This window comes from Aliigemmobacter aestuarii, from assembly GCF_004799285.1.
GTDB classification, from domain to species: Bacteria; Pseudomonadota; Alphaproteobacteria; order Rhodobacterales; family Rhodobacteraceae; genus Aliigemmobacter; species Aliigemmobacter aestuarii.
Window position 1 is genome coordinate 1,486,896 of record NZ_SSND01000001.1, and the last position, 15,428, is coordinate 1,502,323.

Below are 15,428 nucleotides of genomic sequence, written 5' to 3' on the forward strand. Positions count from 1 at the left end.
CCCATCCGTTCAGGCCCTATCCGTTCAGGCTCGGTGTCGCCAGAGCGCGATCAGGCCCCGGTCTGCAGCGTGGGCCGGGTCATGCCCCGCCGCGGCCGCCCCATAGATCGGAACCTCGACAAGCGTCACGCCGGGCCTGCGGGCCAGCGCCGCGTCGAAACCCTGCGCCGCGTAGACACCCGCGTTGATCGACAGCGCAAAGAGCGCGCCCGGGGCCGCAACGGATTCCAGCCGGTCGATCGCCTCGGGGCCGACATGGCCATGCGTGAAGGTGCCGGACGACACGATGCCGGAATAGGGCCCGGAAAACGGAAGGGGCGCGGTGATATCGGCCCGATAGAGCGCGCGGTAAAGCCGCTTTTCCCCGGCGCGGGCCAACATCTCGGCCGAAAGGTCGACGCCGTCTATGGCCCCCTCGAAACCCTGTTCCCGCAGCGACGCGGCCAGCAGCCCCGTCCCCGCACCCACGTCAAGGACGGCGTCCGCGTCGCCCCCGCCATGGGCCAGAAACGCCATCGCGACATGCGCGGGCAGGCGGTATTCCATGTCGGCGGCAAAGCCCGTGTCATAGCTTGCCGCCCATTGAGCATAAAGGCGGCGGCAGTCATCGGGACCGTTCAGGGCATAGGCATTGTCAAGGTCGGCCATGGGTTGATGATGCCGCGCCGCTTCGTGCCGATCAAGCCTTGCGCAAGGGCACGGCGCGGCGGATAGTCGGCCCATGAAAACCCTTCTTTCCCTTGGACACGGCTATTCGGCGCAGGCGCTTGGACGCATCCTTCCGCGCGCGGACTGGCGCATCATCGGCACGACCCGCGATGCAGAGGGTGCCGCGCGGCTGGCAGAGCTTGGCGTCGAACCGATGGTCTGGCCCGGTGCGGACCTGACCCCGCATCTGCGGACGGCCACCCATATCCTGACCTCGATCGCGCCCGACCGTGACGGCGACCCGTTCCTTCGCGCCCATGGGCCATTGATGCGGACCCTTACGCCGGAATGGGTGGGGTATCTTTCCACGACCGCCGTCTATGGTGACCATGACGGTGGCTGGGTGGACGAGACGACGCCCGCCGCGCCGACAACGGCGCGCGGCGAACAGAGGATGCACGCTGAACGGGCCTGGCTGGAGACCGGCCTGCCGGTGCATGTCTTCCGCCTTGCCGGAATCTACGGGCCGGGCCGGGGGCCCTTTGCGAAGGTCAGGGACGGAACCGCGCGGCGGATCATCAAGCCCGGCCAGGTCTTTTCCCGCATCCATGTCGACGATATCGCGCAGGTCCTGCGTGCGTCGATGGCGCGGCCCGACCCCGGCGCGATCTACAACGTCTGCGACGATGATCCCGCGCCGCCGCAGGATGTGATCGCCCATGCCGCCGAACTTCTTGGTCTGCCGATGCCCCCGGCAGTGCCTTATGACGAAGCCGAGATGACGCCGATGGCGCGCAGCTTCTATGCCGAATCCAAACGCGTGCGGAACGACCGGATCAAGACGGAACTGGGTGTCCGGCTGATCCACCCGGATTACCGGTCAGGCCTTGCCGCCCTGCTGGCCAGAGAGGGCTAGACGCGGCGGATCGTGTCGCCCGGTTCAAGCGTGGGGGTCAGTTCCACCACCTCGCCGCCGATGATGCCTTCGTGCTTGCCCGCGACGATTTCGGCGGCGCGGCGCCCGATTTCCTTGCGGCAGGCATCCATCGTGGCCAGCTTGCGCGACAGGCCGTCCAGCAGCTCGACCCCGTTGAACCCGGCCAGCCCCAGCGTGCCCGGCACGTCGATCCCCTTGTCGAGGCAGTAAAGCAGCCCGCCCGCCCCGATCATGTCGTTCGAGAAATACAGGAAATCCAGATCGGGGGTGCGCTTGAGGATCGCCTCGGTCATCTCGCGCCCCTTCAGCAGCGCGGATCCGCCGGAATAGAACTCCTGATCGGCCAGCTCCACGCCGGCCTCGGCCAGCGCCTCGACAAAGCCTTCATAGCGTTTGCGGGCGCGGTGGTCCTCGGGCATCTTGGTGCCAAGAAAGCCGATCCGCCGGTATCCCGCGGCCAGGATCGCCTCGGCCATCTGGCGACCGGCGCGGCGGTGCGAGATGCCCACGGCGCTGTCGACGGGCGTACCGTCGATGTCCATGATCTCGACGATCGGTATCCCGGCGTTTTCCAGCATGGCGCGGGCCGATGGCGTGTGTTCCAGCCCCGCGATGATCACACCCGACGGCCGCCAGGACAGCATCTCGTAAAGCACGGCCTCTTCGCGTTCGGGCGAATAGTTGGTCACCCCCACGACGGGTTGCAGGCCGGTATCCTCCAGCACCTCGGAGATTCCGGTCATCACTTCCGGAAAGACCATGTTGGACAGCGAGGGGATGATCACGCCCACAAGGTTGACCCGCTGGCTGGCCAGCGCGCCCGCGATCTTGTTGGGCACATAGCCAAGCGACCGGGCCGCCTCCAGCACGCGTTCGCGCGTGGCTTCCGAAACGTCGCCCCGGTTTCGCAGCACACGGCTGACGGTCATCTCACTGACGCCCGAGGCTTCCGACACATCGCGGAGCGTCAGGGTGCGGCGGGGATCGGAAGCGTGGGGCTTTGTCACATGGCAACCCTTCTGCGGCGCGGCTCTGTCATCTTGTTAGCGCCAAAGCAACCGCTTGTCCAAGCCCTGAAATCGGTATACGTTAGCGATAACGGACCTCCGCTGCGCCTTGCAAGCTCTTCTCCTGCGCGTCGGAACCGGGGGGAGTGGTGGGCCAAGTTCACTCCCCCTTTCCTCTTCCCTGTCCTTCGCACCCTTTCCGTCCTTCCGGACCGGCGACGGCATCTTGCGTGGCGGCCTGCACATCCGCGTGCGGCACCTGCTCCGTTTTCTTGTCGATCTCTGGGGATCTCTGGGGCCAGAAGGACCTGCCTGCAAGGATGGACGATGGCCGGATGCACACGAAAGTCGCCCGACAGTTCCGGCACAATTCGCGTGCCCCTCACGGTATCCTGCGCCTCGCGGACCATGAGACCCGCAGACTTCGCCCCGCAGACTTCGACCCGCAGACTTCGACCCGCAGTTTCCGTCACTGTCCAGTCATCGGGGCGTGACCCTGCATGGCAGGTGAATGGCCAGGCTGGCGCGCGGTTGCGGATGCAGCAACCAGCCAGCTGCTGAAGGCCGCGGCGTCGGGGTGCCGCGAACCGCCTGCAGGTTCGACAAGGTGAAACGCTTCGTCGATCGGAATCGCAAGGGCGAAAGGCGCGATCAATCGGCCTGACGCGATGGCATGTTCGGCCAAGGAGCTGCGGCCAAGGGCGATCCCTGCGCCCTGCGCCGCCAGTTCGAAGGCGGTGAGCGACGTATCGAGATGCAGACCCGACCCGGCGTCGATACCCTTTACCCCGGCCGCTTTCAACCAAAGCCCCCAGCCTTCGTGATACCCCAGAACATGCAAGAGCCGATGTCGGCACAGGTCCTCGGGCGTCTGTAGCGGGCAGCCGGGGGCGCAAAGTGGGGTGATCGTTTCCCATGTCAGCCGATGGCTGTTGCTGCCTGGCCAGTCGCCGGTTCCGTACTGGATGTCAAAGTCGATGTCCTGGGCATCGAAGGGCTCGTTCCAGACGCTCGACAACAGGCGGACCGGTCTGCCGGGATGGCGGTCAAGAAAATCGGGCAGACGCGGCATCAGCCAATTTACAGCGAAGGACACCGCGCAGCGCACGGTCAGGGCGCTGTTCCGGCGCTGGCCAAAGACTTCGCGGGTACCGATCGCAAGGCGCTGCAGCGCGTCCTGCACCTTGGGGAAATAGGCCGCGCCGGATTTGGTCAGCACAAGTCCACGCGGTCGGCGCAGGAACAGGGGTTCGCGCAGATGGTGTTCCAGGGCTTTGACATGTTTGGAAATCGCGGCCTGGGTCAGGTGCAGTTCGGTCGCGGCATGGGTGAAGCTGAGCGTGCGCGCGGCAGCCTCGAAAGCACGCAGCCAGGTCAGGGGGGGCAGATCGGGGTTCATGACAGAGGTATAACTGTTTGTAGGGGTGTTGGCACGGAATACGTCGTTTGATCCGGGCCCGCCAGTGGCGTTCTTTTCTTCCACCTATCGGAGGAGCGAATGTTCACCTTTTTCCCGACCGCCCGCGTGCGCCCCAGCCCCTTTCTTGCCGCGGCCATGGCCGATGGGCTGAAACAGGCAAATGTCTATAACCGCATGATCATGCCAACGTCCTATGGCGATCCGGAGGCGGAGTATTGGCGACTGATCAATGGCGTTTCGCAATGGGACGTCGGGGTGGAACGTCAGGTACAGCTCAAGGGGCCCGATGCCGGGCGGCTGGCACAGATCCTGTCGCCTCGTGATCTGTCGAACTGTCAGGTGGGGCAGGGCAAATACGTTCCGCTCTGCAACCATCGCGGCACGATCATCAATGACCCGATCCTGTTGAAAATGGCCGATGACCTTTACTGGCTGTCGATTGCCGACAGCGACATGTGGCTTTGGGCCGGGGCCATCGCCGCCGAGCGCGGGTTGAATGTCGAGGTCAGCGATCCTGACGTCGCGCCCATGGCGTTGCAGGGCCCCAAGGCCGAGGATGTGGTGGCCCATGTGCTGGGCGATTGGGTGCGGGGCCTGAAATACTTCTGGTTCCGCGAAACCGAGGTCGCGGGTATCCCCGTGGCCGTGCAGCGGTCGGGGTGGTCCAAGCAGGGGGGCTTCGAAATCTACCTCAAGGACTCCACGCGCGGGACCGAACTCTGGAACATCTTCAAGGAGGCGGGCCAGCCTTGGGGCATCGGCCCCGGCGCCCCTGCAACACCGGAAAGGACGGAAAGCGGCCTTGTCTCGGTTGGCGGTGACACCGACGAAGAGACGAACCCGTTCGAAGTGCGCTTGGGCAAGTATGTCGATTTGGATGTGGGCGATGACGTGGTGGGCATCCATGCGCTGCGACGGATCAAGGCCGAAGGGGTCAAGCGGCACCAGCTGGGGGTGATCCTTGAAGGTGATGTCCCGGCCCCGATGGGCGTGAACCGCGAAAACATCCACCACCAGGGTGTCAACGTGGGCATCATGACGAATTGCGTCTGGTCGCCCCGGATGAAGGCCAATATCGGTTACGCGCTGATCAGCGTGTCGGCGCAGCCGGGGGAAGTGGTGCAAATTCAGCGAGCCTCGGGCCCGGTCAATGCCCGGCTTGTCCCCTTGCCCTTCCTGTGAACCGCCATGCGTGAAGATTACGAGGCCGCTTCCTTCGCCGCCGCCAACCACGTGGCGTTGTCGCCCCTGTCGTTCCTGAAACGGGCCGAGCAGGTCTTTGCCAATCGCCCGGCCACCACCTGCGACGGTGTCACCCATGACTGGGCCGAAACCGGACGGCGGTGTCGCGCCGTTGCGGCGGCGCTGGCCGCGCGTGGCGTCGCGCGGGGCGACACCGTGTCGGTCCTTGCGCCAAACGGCCCCGAGGTCTTTGAGCTTCACTTCGCCGTGCCCCTCTTGGGCGCGGTCCTCAACACGATCAACACCCGTCTGGATGCCGAAACCGTAGCCTATATCCTCGATCACTCTGATGCCGTCCTGGTGATCGTCGATGCGTCCCTCGCCCCGCTTCTGGAAAAGGCGTTTGCCCTGCTGGGACGCAAGCTGCCTGTGCTTGACCTTGCCGCTTATGAAACCCTGACCAGCCACACACCGATGGGATGGGTCTTGCCCGCCGACGAGGGGCAGGCGTTGGCGCTGAACTACACCTCCGGCACCTCAGGTAAGCCGAAAGGCGTGATCTATCACCATCGTGGGGCCTATCTGATGGCGATGGGCACCGTAGCGGGCTGGTCCATTCCGCCCAATCCGACATACCTGTCGGTTGTGCCGATGTTCCATTGCAATGGTTGGAACCACCCCTGGGCCATGGCTGTGGTGGGCGGCCACTTGATCTTTGTCCGCGAGGCGACCCCGGCGAACCTTCTTGCCGCCATCGCCCGCCACGGCGTCACCCATTTCGGCGCTGCCCCGATCGTGCTGCAAATGCTGTGCGATCAGGCGCAGCAGCCCTTTTCGCCCCCGGTCAAGGTGCTGACCGCAGGTGCGCCACCTCCGCCATCGGTGCTGGAAAAGGCTACAGCCCTGGGGATGGAGGTGATGCAGGTCTATGGCCTGACAGAAACCTATGGCCATATCTCTCAATGCCTTTGGCAGGAGGAGTGGGAAGACCTTCCTGCGGCCGCCCGCGCTGACCGTCAGGCACAGCAAGGCGTGCCCTTTCCGATGGTTGAAGACATCCGCGTGATCGACCGATCAACAGGGCGGGACGTGCCGAAAGACGGGCTGACGCAGGGCGAGATCGCCATTCGGGGCAACACCGTCATGAAGGGCTATTACAAGGACGCCAGTGCGACGGCCGAGGCGTTTGAAGGCGGCTGGTTCTGGTCAGGCGACGCGGCGGTGGTTCATCCCGACGGCTATATCCAGATCCGCGACCGTCTGAAGGATGTCATCATCTCGGGCGGCGAAAACATCTCGTCGGTCGAGGTCGAGGCGGTGCTTTACCGCCACCAGGCGGTCCAGGCCGCCGCCGTCGTTGCCCGCCCTCATTCCAGATGGGGTGAAAGCCCCTGCGCCTTCGTGGAACTGCGCGAGGGGGCGGCGGTCTCTGAGGCGGAGATCATCGCCTTCTGCCGAGAGCGGATTGCCCATTTCAAAGCCCCGAAGACTGTGATCTTCGGAGACCTCCCCAAGACCGCGACGGGAAAGATCCAGAAATACATTCTGCGTCAGGCGGCCCGGGAATTGGGAGAACAGTCATGACCTACGAAGCGCCGCTGAAGGATTTCTTGTTCAACAACGCGCATATCGCTTCGAACGGCGCCGACCCCGAAACAGCCGCCGCCGTTCTTGCCGAGTTCGGGCGATTCTGCGCAGAGGAAATCGCCCCCCTGAACATGGCGGGCGACCGCGCCGGTTCGGCATGTGAGGGCGGACAGGTCCGAACCGCGCCCGGTTTCCGCGAAGCCTATGGGAAATTCGTCGAAATGGGGTGGCCAAGCCTCTGCCACCCCGAGGTGTATGGCGGGCAGGGCCTGCCGCCTGTCATCGGCGCGGCAGCGGGCGAGATCCTGAATGCCGCGAACATGAGCTTTGCGCTTTGTCCCCTTCTGACCGACGGCGCCATGGAGGCGCTAAGCCGATTTGGCGATGAGGCCATCCGCGCCCATCTGCCCCATCTGGTCTCGGGCCGCTGGACCGGCACGATGAACCTGACCGAACCGCAAGCGGGCAGCGACCTTTCGCTTTTGCGGACAAGGGCCGAGCGGCAGGAAGATGGCAGCTACCGCATCACCGGCACCAAGATATTCATCACCTATGGCGAGCATGATCTGGCCGAGAACATCCTTCATCTTGTTCTTGCCCGCACACCCGATGCACCCGCCGGGGTCAAGGGGATAAGCCTCTTTCTGGTGCCCAAGGTTCTGGCCGACGGGCGCCGGAACCGCGTGACCTGCCAAAGCGTCGAACACAAGCTGGGTGTGCGCGCCAGCCCTACCTGCGTCATGGAATATGACAGTGCCGAAGGCATTTTGATCGGCGCGGAAAACGCCGGGCTGGATCAGATGTTCGCCATGATGAACGCCGCCCGCTTTGCCGTGGGCGTCCAGGGTATCGCCATTGCCGAACGGGCCTACCAGCAGGCGCTGGATTATGCCAAGGGCCGCTTGCAGGGCCGCCCGGTCGATGGCTCTGCCAAGGGGCCGGTGGCGATCATCAACCACCCCGATATTCGCCGCCTTCTGGGGCAGATGCGGGCCCGGACCGAAGCCTGTCGGTCGCTTGCTGCCTTTGCGGCCGGGGTGGAGGACCCCGTGCTTGCCGATTACCTTGTGCCGCTGGTCAAGGGGTTCTGCACCGAAATGGCGGTGCTGACGGCCTCGGACGGGGTGCAGGTGCATGGCGGCATGGGGTTCATCGAGGAAACCGGAGCTGCGCAGCACTACCGAGACGCGCGGATCCTGCCGATCTACGAAGGCACGACCGCAATTCAGGCCAATGACCTCGTGGGCCGCAAGACCCTGCGCGACCGCGGAGCGATGGCGGAAAAACTGGTGGCCATGATCGCGGCGACGGAAGCGGCTTTGCACGGCCAGGCGCTGGCAGACCTTGCACCGCGCCTCGCCGCCGCCCGCGCCGATTTTGAGGTGGCGACCGACACCCTCCTCAAGGCCGATCCCTTGGCCGCCCATGCCGGCGCTGTGCCCTATCTGATGCTGGCCGGCAATCTTGTTGCGGGCTGGCAAATGGCGCGCGCGGCCCTTGCCGCCGAGGTCGCCATGGCCGACGATCCTGCCTTCATGACCGCCAAGATTGCCAGTGCGCGTTTCTATATCAGTCACATCTTGCCGGAAACCGCGTTGCAGCGGACCCGTATCACCGAAGGCGCGACCAGCCTTCTCGACCTCGCCTTCTAAGTGTCAGGACAGCTCATGGCCCAAAAGATCGACCCAGCCCAGTTCAAGAACCTTGCCATCGAGGTTCAGGACGACGGCCTGCACATCGTCACCCTGAACCGCCCGGACAAGCGCAATGCGCTGAACAGCCAAACGATCGAGGAACTGGTCGACTATTTCTCGACCGCCCCCCGTGCCGGTGTCCGCGCCGTGGTTCTGGCGGCGGCAGGCGATCACTTCTGCGCCGGGCTCGATCTGGTGGAACATCATCAGGCCGACCGCACCCCGGCAGAGTTCATGCACCTGTGCATGCGCTGGCACGAAGCCTTCAACAAGATGGAATACGGCGGCGTGCCGGTGATTGCAGCGCTGAAAGGCGCCGTTGTGGGTGGCGGGCTGGAACTTGCCAGCGCAGCGCACATCCGGGTGATGGACCAAACGACCTATTTCGCCCTTCCCGAGGGCCAGCGCGGCCTGTTCACGGGCGGCGGGGCCACCATCCGGGTGACCGATCTGATCGGCAAGGCTCGGATGATCGACATGATGATGACGGGGCGCGTCTATCAGGGCCAGGAAGCGGCAAACCTGGGTCTTGCGCAATACATCGTGGATGGCTCCAGCTTGGACAAGGCGATCGATCTGGCTCGCCGCGCGGCCCAAAACCTGCCGCTGACGAACTTCGCGATCTGCTCGGCCGTAAGCCACATGCAGAACATGTCGGCGCTGGACGCCGCCTATGCCGAGTCCGTGCTTGCGGGCGTTGTCAACACCCAGCCTGACGCCCGCGCCCGCCTTGCCGCCTTCGCCGACAAGACTGCGGCACGGGTTCGACCGAATGACTGAAGAAGGCAGGTCGGCCGCCACTGCTGGCCTTGCACGCCGATCCGGCGCACGCGCGACAGCGATCCGGCTTCGGCGATGATCTCGATCCGGTGCTCGCCGTCTGCGGGGGGTTGAAGGGTCATCCGCTCGTTCGCGAGGTGCGCGGCAACGGGCTCTTCTGAGGGATCCAGATCGTGCAGGAAAAGGCATCCTGCACGATCCGGGATCCGGGGCTGAAAGTCGGCAAGATGGTGCCGGAGTAGGCGCATGCGCGCGGGCTCTGCCGGCGATCCATCGCGCCTGACCGGATCGGTTTCATGCCGCTGATCGACGACCTCCGGGCCAAGGTGACGGGGCGCGCCCGAGGCTTCTCAGGCGCCCCGCCCCTCTACGATCTCGCGCATCGCGGTCAGGAAGGCCGCGACCTCGTCGAGTGTATTGTAATGGCAGAGCGAGACGCGAACCGCCGCCTCGAGGCCGAGGGGGGCAAGGATATTGCCCGAATAGTGGTCGGCCTTGCGGGTATGGGTGCGGATGCCCCGCGCCCGCAGTGCGCTGACCACATCGGGGGCCGCCATGCCCTCGACCGTGATCGACACCAGCCCTTCCCGCGCCGGGTTGTCCGCGCCCCCGATGATCCCGACACCGGGCAGTTCGGCAAGCCCCGCGAGGTTGCCGATGCCGTGGATCATCGCGTCGGTCAGCCGTTTCTCATGCGCATGGATCGCGGCACCCGCGGCCTCGATCCGGGCGCGCCGGTCGGTTGCGTCCGAAACCTGCGCACCCAGCCAGTCGAAATAGCCCACCACGTCGGACATGGTGGCGTAAGACCCGGTGTCGCGGGTCCCGAGTTCCCAGTTTCCGGCAGGACCGCCGATCAGCCCGTCATGGGGCAGCGCGTTCAGCCGGGGCGAGGTCCAGGCCACGCCATAGCCGTGGCGGGAAAAGACCTTGTAGGGCGAAATCACATAGCCGTCGATGCCGTAGCCCGCGATGTCGATAAGCCCGTGACTTGCGTGCTGGATACCATCGACGATGATGTAGGCTTCTGGCGCGACCGCCCGGATCGCCGCCGCGATGCCCGCCACGTCGACGCCCATGCCGGTCACGGGCGAGGTGTGCAGGATGGTCGCCACGCGGATGTCCGGCGTCAGGTACGGCGCAAAGTCCTTGGCCGTCACCAACCCGGTCGCGTTGTCGTGCGGCACCTGGACATAGGGTTTGCCCGCCACCTTTGCCCAACGGGTGCAGGCACTGCGTGTCGCGGGGTGTTCCAGTGTCGAGCCGAGGACGATGCCGCCCTCGCCTGCCCCAAGGATCGCGTTCATGATGAGCCGGAACAGAAGCTCGGTCCCGCTTTCGCCCACGAAGATGTCGCCCTCGGGCGCGTTGAAGAACAGGCGCATGTCGGCCTTGGCCTTGTCGATCGTGGCGACAAGGGCATGGGCCATCTCGTTGTCGCGGCCCTGGTTGTCGGGGATCGCGGCGTAACGGGTCGATGTCTCGACCACCGAATTGAGCGTCAGCGCGCCGCCCGCATTCTCGAAGAAGATGCGCCGCCCTGCCTCGGGGCAGGTCTCCACATGGGCGAAGCGGTTGCGGATCTCGGACATCAATGCCGGACTGTCGGTAATCATTTCAGGTTCATCCCTGGTGCTTTCGTGATGATCGCGGCGGCCAGTTCTGCCACTGCGACGTGGGTCTTGTCGCGGATGCCGTCCGCGGGCGGGTCGATGATGCCATCGGCCGAATTGACAAGGCCATCGGCAGTCATGATCTCAGGAAACCTCGCCTCCATTTCAGGCATGTGCAAGGCCGCACGTCGCCCCTACCATGCGCCATCGCGGCGCGGGTCACGGTGCAGCCCCTGTTCGACACCGCCGCCACCCGTTCAATGCCGATCTCATTCCCACCGTCGCCCACGACGACGGGGACCCCGCGCGCTGACCGTCGGATGTTTGATCCCATGATTTCATGGTGCGATCAATGCACCGGAATGGAAGGGGGCACACCGGGACAGGTTCGCCACGGGGGCAGCACGACCACACAACTCGGCGGGCCTGCAATACAGGGACCGCTGGATTTGCACGCAGGCTCAGGACCCTGAACGTGCGACGCCCCATGGATACCCCTGCAAGATCCGGACATCAAAGCCAGACAGCCCCATCCCAGATCCGATCCACCAGATGCCGGGGTTGAAGACCTGACATCAGATGGAGGAGCGATCGGTGGAGGCTGCGCATGTGCACGACGGCTTGCAGGGCAGGTTTCACAACAGCTTGCACAACAGCTTGCCTTGTCGTGCTTTTACCCGCATGTATGCGCGCAGGGCAGCCTTGGCCCTGCGGCCCCGTAGCTCAGGGGATAGAGCGACCGCCTCCTAAGCGGTAGGTCACAGGTTCGAATCCTGTCGGGGCCGCCATACATGATCGTCCGCCGGTTACAGGCGCCCGTTGTGCGCCGCCGATTTTCAGCCGTCGACCCCGATCGATTGCACGAACCGACGCGCCGCGTTTCTGACGGCTGTCACCAGTTCCTCGGCCAAAGCATCCGCTTTGCGATCCCCGAGGACGATGGAAATCCTCGTCGCAGGGGTATCTCCTGCATCCCGGCAGGATCGGGCATTCGCTGGCCGCCGAAACCGTCTGCGTGAAGGGTTCCTGCTGCCGATGGGCCACATTGGACGCGCAGCGGGATAGCGCCGTGCCGATGGCCGAACGAAGACCGGCCCGCGCATGGCGGGCCGGCGATCGGACGTTCCGGTGACGATGGCCCCTCGTGACGTCACAGGTCTTCGCGGTCAAGCTGTCCCTGTGCTGCGTCGCAGTCCACGCGGGCGAAGGCCCCGCCGCCGACATGGACCCAATCCTTGCCCACCGATGCCGCAAGGAAGGCATCCCCGTCGCCACGGCCCAGTTCCGCTTGCGGGTGGGCGGGCAGGACCAGCACCTTCATCAGGGCCAGATAGGCCACGAAGCCCAGCGGAAAGCCGATGACGAAGGCATATTGCGACCAGTACGCCGCAAGGCCGCCCGCGACGGCCCAGGACAGCAGGCCCGCCACGTTGAACCCGCCGGTATAGCGGAACTGGCCACGCGGATTGAACAGGTCGGGCACGTTCACCTTGCGGCCACGGATCACGTAGTAGTCCGCGATCATGATCCCGCCGATGGCCGACAGGAAAGCGCCGTAATAGCCGAGGAAGACGAACAGGTTGTTCAGGATCTCCCACGGGAAGCAGAGCGTGCCCACGATGCCGGCAAGGGCCACGCCCGTCTTGTAGGTAACGACGCGCGGGGCAAGGTTGATGAAGGTCAGCGCCGCGGGGATCAGGTTGGCCGAGTTGTTGGTCGACCATTGGGCAAGAACGACCAGCGCAAGCAGGATGACCAACGCCATTCCCTGCGCATCGCCCTGGATCACCTCGACCGGGTTCCAGTTGCCGGTGGCGATGAACGAAACCGCGCCGATGCCGGCGATCATCGCCTGGGTCACGGGCAGGGCCAGCAGTTGCGCGACAAAGACGTTGCGGTTACGGGCGAAAAACCCGCGCTGCCGCGTTCTGGTCTTCACGAAGCGGGTCAGGTTCGGGATGTCGATCGCCAGCGTCGACCAGAATCCCATGTTGGCGATGAACAGCACCAGAAGCGACATCTGCCCTTCGGCGCGGAAATTCCAGATGTTCAGGCCCTTCGTCTCGGCCAGCCCTTCCAGGGAAAAGTACATCCAGACCGAGATCGCGATGATCGCCGGGGCGGCCAGCGAAGCCAGCCGTTCGACCGACTTGATCCCCAGCATGGTGTTGGCGATCTGAACCACCCCGAAGGCAAGGTACCAGACGAACCAGTTGGAAAAGCCAAGGAAATATTCGGCGATCCCGTTCAGCGCCAGCGCGCCCAGATAGGTCTGGATCCCGAACCACATGGACGCGACAATGCCCCTTGATATGGCCGGAAGGTGGGTGCCGTGAATGCCGAAGGGCGCGCGCAGGTAGACCGCGAAGGAAAGCCCGTGTTCGGTGCCGATATCCGCCGTCAGGATCATGAAGGCCCCGATGGCAAGGTTGGCGAGGAAGATCGTCAGGATGACTGTCCCGAGCGGGAAGCCACCGCCAATTCCGGCGGCCCCAAGCGAGTATGTCGCGATGATCACCGCGATGCCAACCCAGATCCAGGCATAGCCAAGCATGCCGATGGGGCGCTGGCTGGCACGGGTGGGCAGGATGCTTTCCTCGATAAGCGAGGTTCGGTCAGACGACCGCTCCCTGCTGTTGTCGATCACTGTCATGACTGTAGTTCCCTGTTGTTGGCGTGAACGCATTTGCCGTGCGGCCGCATGCGCGCCCGCCCGTTTCGTCCTGCGATGGGAAAGGGGCCGCCAGTGGCGGCCCCTTTCGGTTTCAGGTGGTCTTATGCAGGGCGGCGCGGCGCTTTTCGGTCGCCGCCATGTCCACCGTTTCCGTCTCTAGGTCGACGACGACCCCGTAGACATCCAGCGCCTGCGCGACGGTGCAGAACCCGTCGAGCACATCTTCCAGCACCTTGACGGGCGGACGGTTCAGCGGGTTGCCATAGCCGCCGCCGTTCGGGCTGTAATAGGTCATCACGTCATCCGCCTCGACCGCGAGGCCCGAGAATTTCGACGGCATGTCGCGCACGTCGCCCGGACGGTTCCGGTTCGTGATCGTGCAGCGCCCCACCGTGCCGTCCTGACCGCCGAAGATGCCCCAGGGCGCCTCGGTGTGACGTTCGGATTCATGCGTGATGAAAGCGGGCGTCAGCACGCGCTGCGCCTTGACCACGCCGATCCCGCCCCGGAATTCGCCCGCGCCGGGGGGCTGGTCGTCGCGCAGCTCATACCGGTCGCAGATCATCGGGATGTGCATCGCCAGGTCTTCCAGCGGGTTGTTCCGCGTGTTGGCCATCAGGTTGTCGATGCTGTCGGGGCCGTCCGAACGCGGCCGGCCGCCATAGGCCCCTTCGTTCACTTCCAGAAACACCCAGTAATCCCCCGAAGGCCTCACCCCCGAATAGGCCGCAAAGCTGATCGAGGCCGACGACCCCGCGATCACCTTTTCCGGCATGACCGGGGCCAGGGCGCGGATGATCAGGTCGATCATCCGGTTGCACTGGGTAAAACGGGCCTCGGCACTGGCAGGCGCGCGCGGGTTGAAGATCGACCCAAGCGGTGCCGTGACCTTGATCGGGCGGAACGATCCTTCGTTCGAGGGGACGCGCGTGTCCGAGGTTGCCGCATCCAGCAGAAGCTTGCGGAAGCCCGCATAGGCCGCGACCTTGGTGGAGCCCTCGAAGGGCACGTTGTAGGCAGTGGGTGTCTGGTCGGCGGAACCGGTCAGGTCCACCTCCACTTCGTCGCCGCGCACCCGGACCGTCACCTTGACCTTCAGCTGCCGGTCGCGGTTGCGCCCGTCGTCATCCAGCCAGCCTTCGGCAATATAGTCGCCGTCGGGGATTTCGCTGATGCGCTGGCGCGTCATCCGCTCGGCATAGTCCATCAACTGATTGGCGGCGGCAAAGACCGTGGCCTCGCCATACTTGTCCAGAAGTTCGACGAACCGTTTCGCCCCCAGCCGGGCCGAGGCGACCTGCGCCTCAATGTCGGCCACAAGCTGTTGCGCCGCACGGCTGTTGCGGCGGATGTAGTTCCACATCGCGTTGTTCGGCTCGCCCTTTCGGTAAAGCTTGGTGCCGGCAAACAGCATCCCTTCGGCATAGACATCCGGCACGTCGATGATCAGGCCGGGCGTCGCCGCGCCGATATCGACATGATGCGCGGTGTTGCCCGCGAAACCCACTAGCCGCCCCTGATAGAAGACCGGCACCACGATGGCGAGGTCGGGCGTGTGGCTCGACCCGTGGTAGGGATGGTTATGGACGACGACATCGCCGTCATACCATTCGTCATCCTCCAGCGTCTCGGCGATGCCGCGCAGATACCCGGGGATCGACCCGATGTGCATCGGCGTGGATTCCGATTCACACAGCGTGTTGAAGTTCACATCGAACAGCCCCGCGCCCAGGTCCTGGCTTTCGCGGATGATCGAGGAGAAGGACATGCGATACAGGACATGCCCCATCTCTTCGGCGATGGTCTCGAAGCTGCCGCGGATCACCTGAAGCGTGATCGGATCGACGGTGATGGCGTCAGGGTTGGTCATGACGTTCATGGACTTG

At 64.7% G+C, this 15,428-nt stretch carries 13 protein-coding genes and 1 tRNA gene; 7 read left to right on the top strand and 7 right to left on the bottom strand.

Features of this window, described 5'->3' with window-relative positions:
* Positions 1–24: 24 nt before the first annotated feature.
* A complete protein-coding gene (locus E7811_RS07255; RefSeq protein WP_136393857.1) occupies positions 25–648 on the bottom strand; it encodes a class I SAM-dependent DNA methyltransferase in 624 nt (207 codons plus the stop codon).
* A gap of 73 nt (positions 649–721) precedes the next feature.
* On the opposite strand from E7811_RS07255, the gene E7811_RS07260 reads away from it, so the two are divergent.
* The gene (locus tag E7811_RS07260) at positions 722–1,564 is read left to right on the top strand and encodes an SDR family oxidoreductase (RefSeq protein ID WP_136393858.1); all 843 of its coding nucleotides are present in this window, start codon (positions 722–724) and stop codon (positions 1,562–1,564) included.
* On the opposite strand, the gene E7811_RS07265 is transcribed toward E7811_RS07260, so the two are convergent.
* Both E7811_RS07265 and E7811_RS07270 read right to left on the bottom strand, forming a co-directional pair.
* Positions 1,561–2,592, bottom strand: coding sequence for a LacI family DNA-binding transcriptional regulator (locus E7811_RS07265; RefSeq protein ID WP_136393859.1), 1,032 nt, complete (start codon positions 2,590–2,592; stop codon positions 1,561–1,563). The genes E7811_RS07260 and E7811_RS07265 overlap by 4 nt on opposite strands.
* Positions 2,593–3,061: 469 nt before the next feature.
* A complete protein-coding gene (locus E7811_RS07270) occupies positions 3,062–3,991 on the bottom strand; it encodes a LysR substrate-binding domain-containing protein (RefSeq protein WP_136393860.1) in 930 nt (309 codons plus the stop codon).
* Positions 3,992–4,090: 99 nt separating this feature from the next.
* Between E7811_RS07270 and E7811_RS07275 the strand changes: the two genes are divergently transcribed.
* The 5 genes from E7811_RS07275 to E7811_RS18335 are packed head-to-tail and all read left to right on the top strand — an operon-like array spanning position 4,091 to position 9,416.
* On the top strand, positions 4,091–5,194 hold the full coding sequence (locus E7811_RS07275) for a glycine cleavage T C-terminal barrel domain-containing protein (protein WP_136393861.1): 1,104 nt from the start codon (positions 4,091–4,093) through the stop codon (positions 5,192–5,194).
* Between the two features lie 6 nt (positions 5,195–5,200).
* Positions 5,201–6,778, top strand: coding sequence for an AMP-binding protein (locus E7811_RS07280; protein ID WP_136393862.1), 1,578 nt, complete (start codon positions 5,201–5,203; stop codon positions 6,776–6,778).
* Positions 6,775–8,433: an acyl-CoA dehydrogenase gene (locus E7811_RS07285; protein ID WP_136393863.1), complete on the top strand. Its 1,659-nt coding sequence runs from the start codon at positions 6,775–6,777 to the stop codon at positions 8,431–8,433. Before E7811_RS07280 ends, E7811_RS07285 begins: the two co-directional genes overlap by 4 nt.
* A 15-nt stretch (positions 8,434–8,448) precedes the next feature.
* The gene (locus E7811_RS07290) at positions 8,449–9,255 is read left to right on the top strand and encodes a crotonase/enoyl-CoA hydratase family protein (RefSeq protein ID WP_136393864.1); all 807 of its coding nucleotides are present in this window, start codon (positions 8,449–8,451) and stop codon (positions 9,253–9,255) included.
* A gap of 29 nt (positions 9,256–9,284) precedes the next feature.
* Positions 9,285–9,416: a hypothetical protein gene (locus E7811_RS18335; RefSeq protein ID WP_281277031.1), complete on the top strand. Its 132-nt coding sequence runs from the start codon at positions 9,285–9,287 to the stop codon at positions 9,414–9,416.
* A gap of 189 nt (positions 9,417–9,605) precedes the next feature.
* On the opposite strand, the gene E7811_RS07295 is transcribed toward E7811_RS18335, so the two are convergent.
* Positions 9,606–10,871: an aminotransferase class V-fold PLP-dependent enzyme gene (locus tag E7811_RS07295; RefSeq protein WP_136393865.1), complete on the bottom strand. Its 1,266-nt coding sequence runs from the start codon at positions 10,869–10,871 to the stop codon at positions 9,606–9,608.
* Entirely contained in the window at positions 10,868–11,008 is a 141-nt protein-coding gene (locus tag E7811_RS17890) for a hypothetical protein (protein WP_168732945.1), read from the bottom strand. Before E7811_RS17890 ends, E7811_RS07295 begins: the two co-directional genes overlap by 4 nt.
* A 572-nt stretch (positions 11,009–11,580) precedes the next feature.
* On the opposite strand from E7811_RS17890, the gene E7811_RS07300 reads away from it, so the two are divergent.
* A tRNA-Arg gene (locus tag E7811_RS07300) sits at positions 11,581–11,656 on the top strand.
* Between the two features lie 362 nt (positions 11,657–12,018).
* Here the strand turns inward: E7811_RS07300 and E7811_RS07305 are convergent.
* Entirely contained in the window at positions 12,019–13,521 is a 1,503-nt protein-coding gene (locus tag E7811_RS07305) for an NCS1 family transporter (RefSeq protein WP_136393866.1), read from the bottom strand.
* 112 nt (positions 13,522–13,633) lie between these two features.
* Positions 13,634–15,421 (bottom strand): hydantoinase B/oxoprolinase family protein, encoded by a 1,788-nt coding sequence (locus tag E7811_RS07310; RefSeq protein ID WP_211092087.1) that lies wholly within the window; start codon positions 15,419–15,421, stop codon positions 13,634–13,636.
* Positions 15,422–15,428 lie beyond the last annotated feature (7 nt).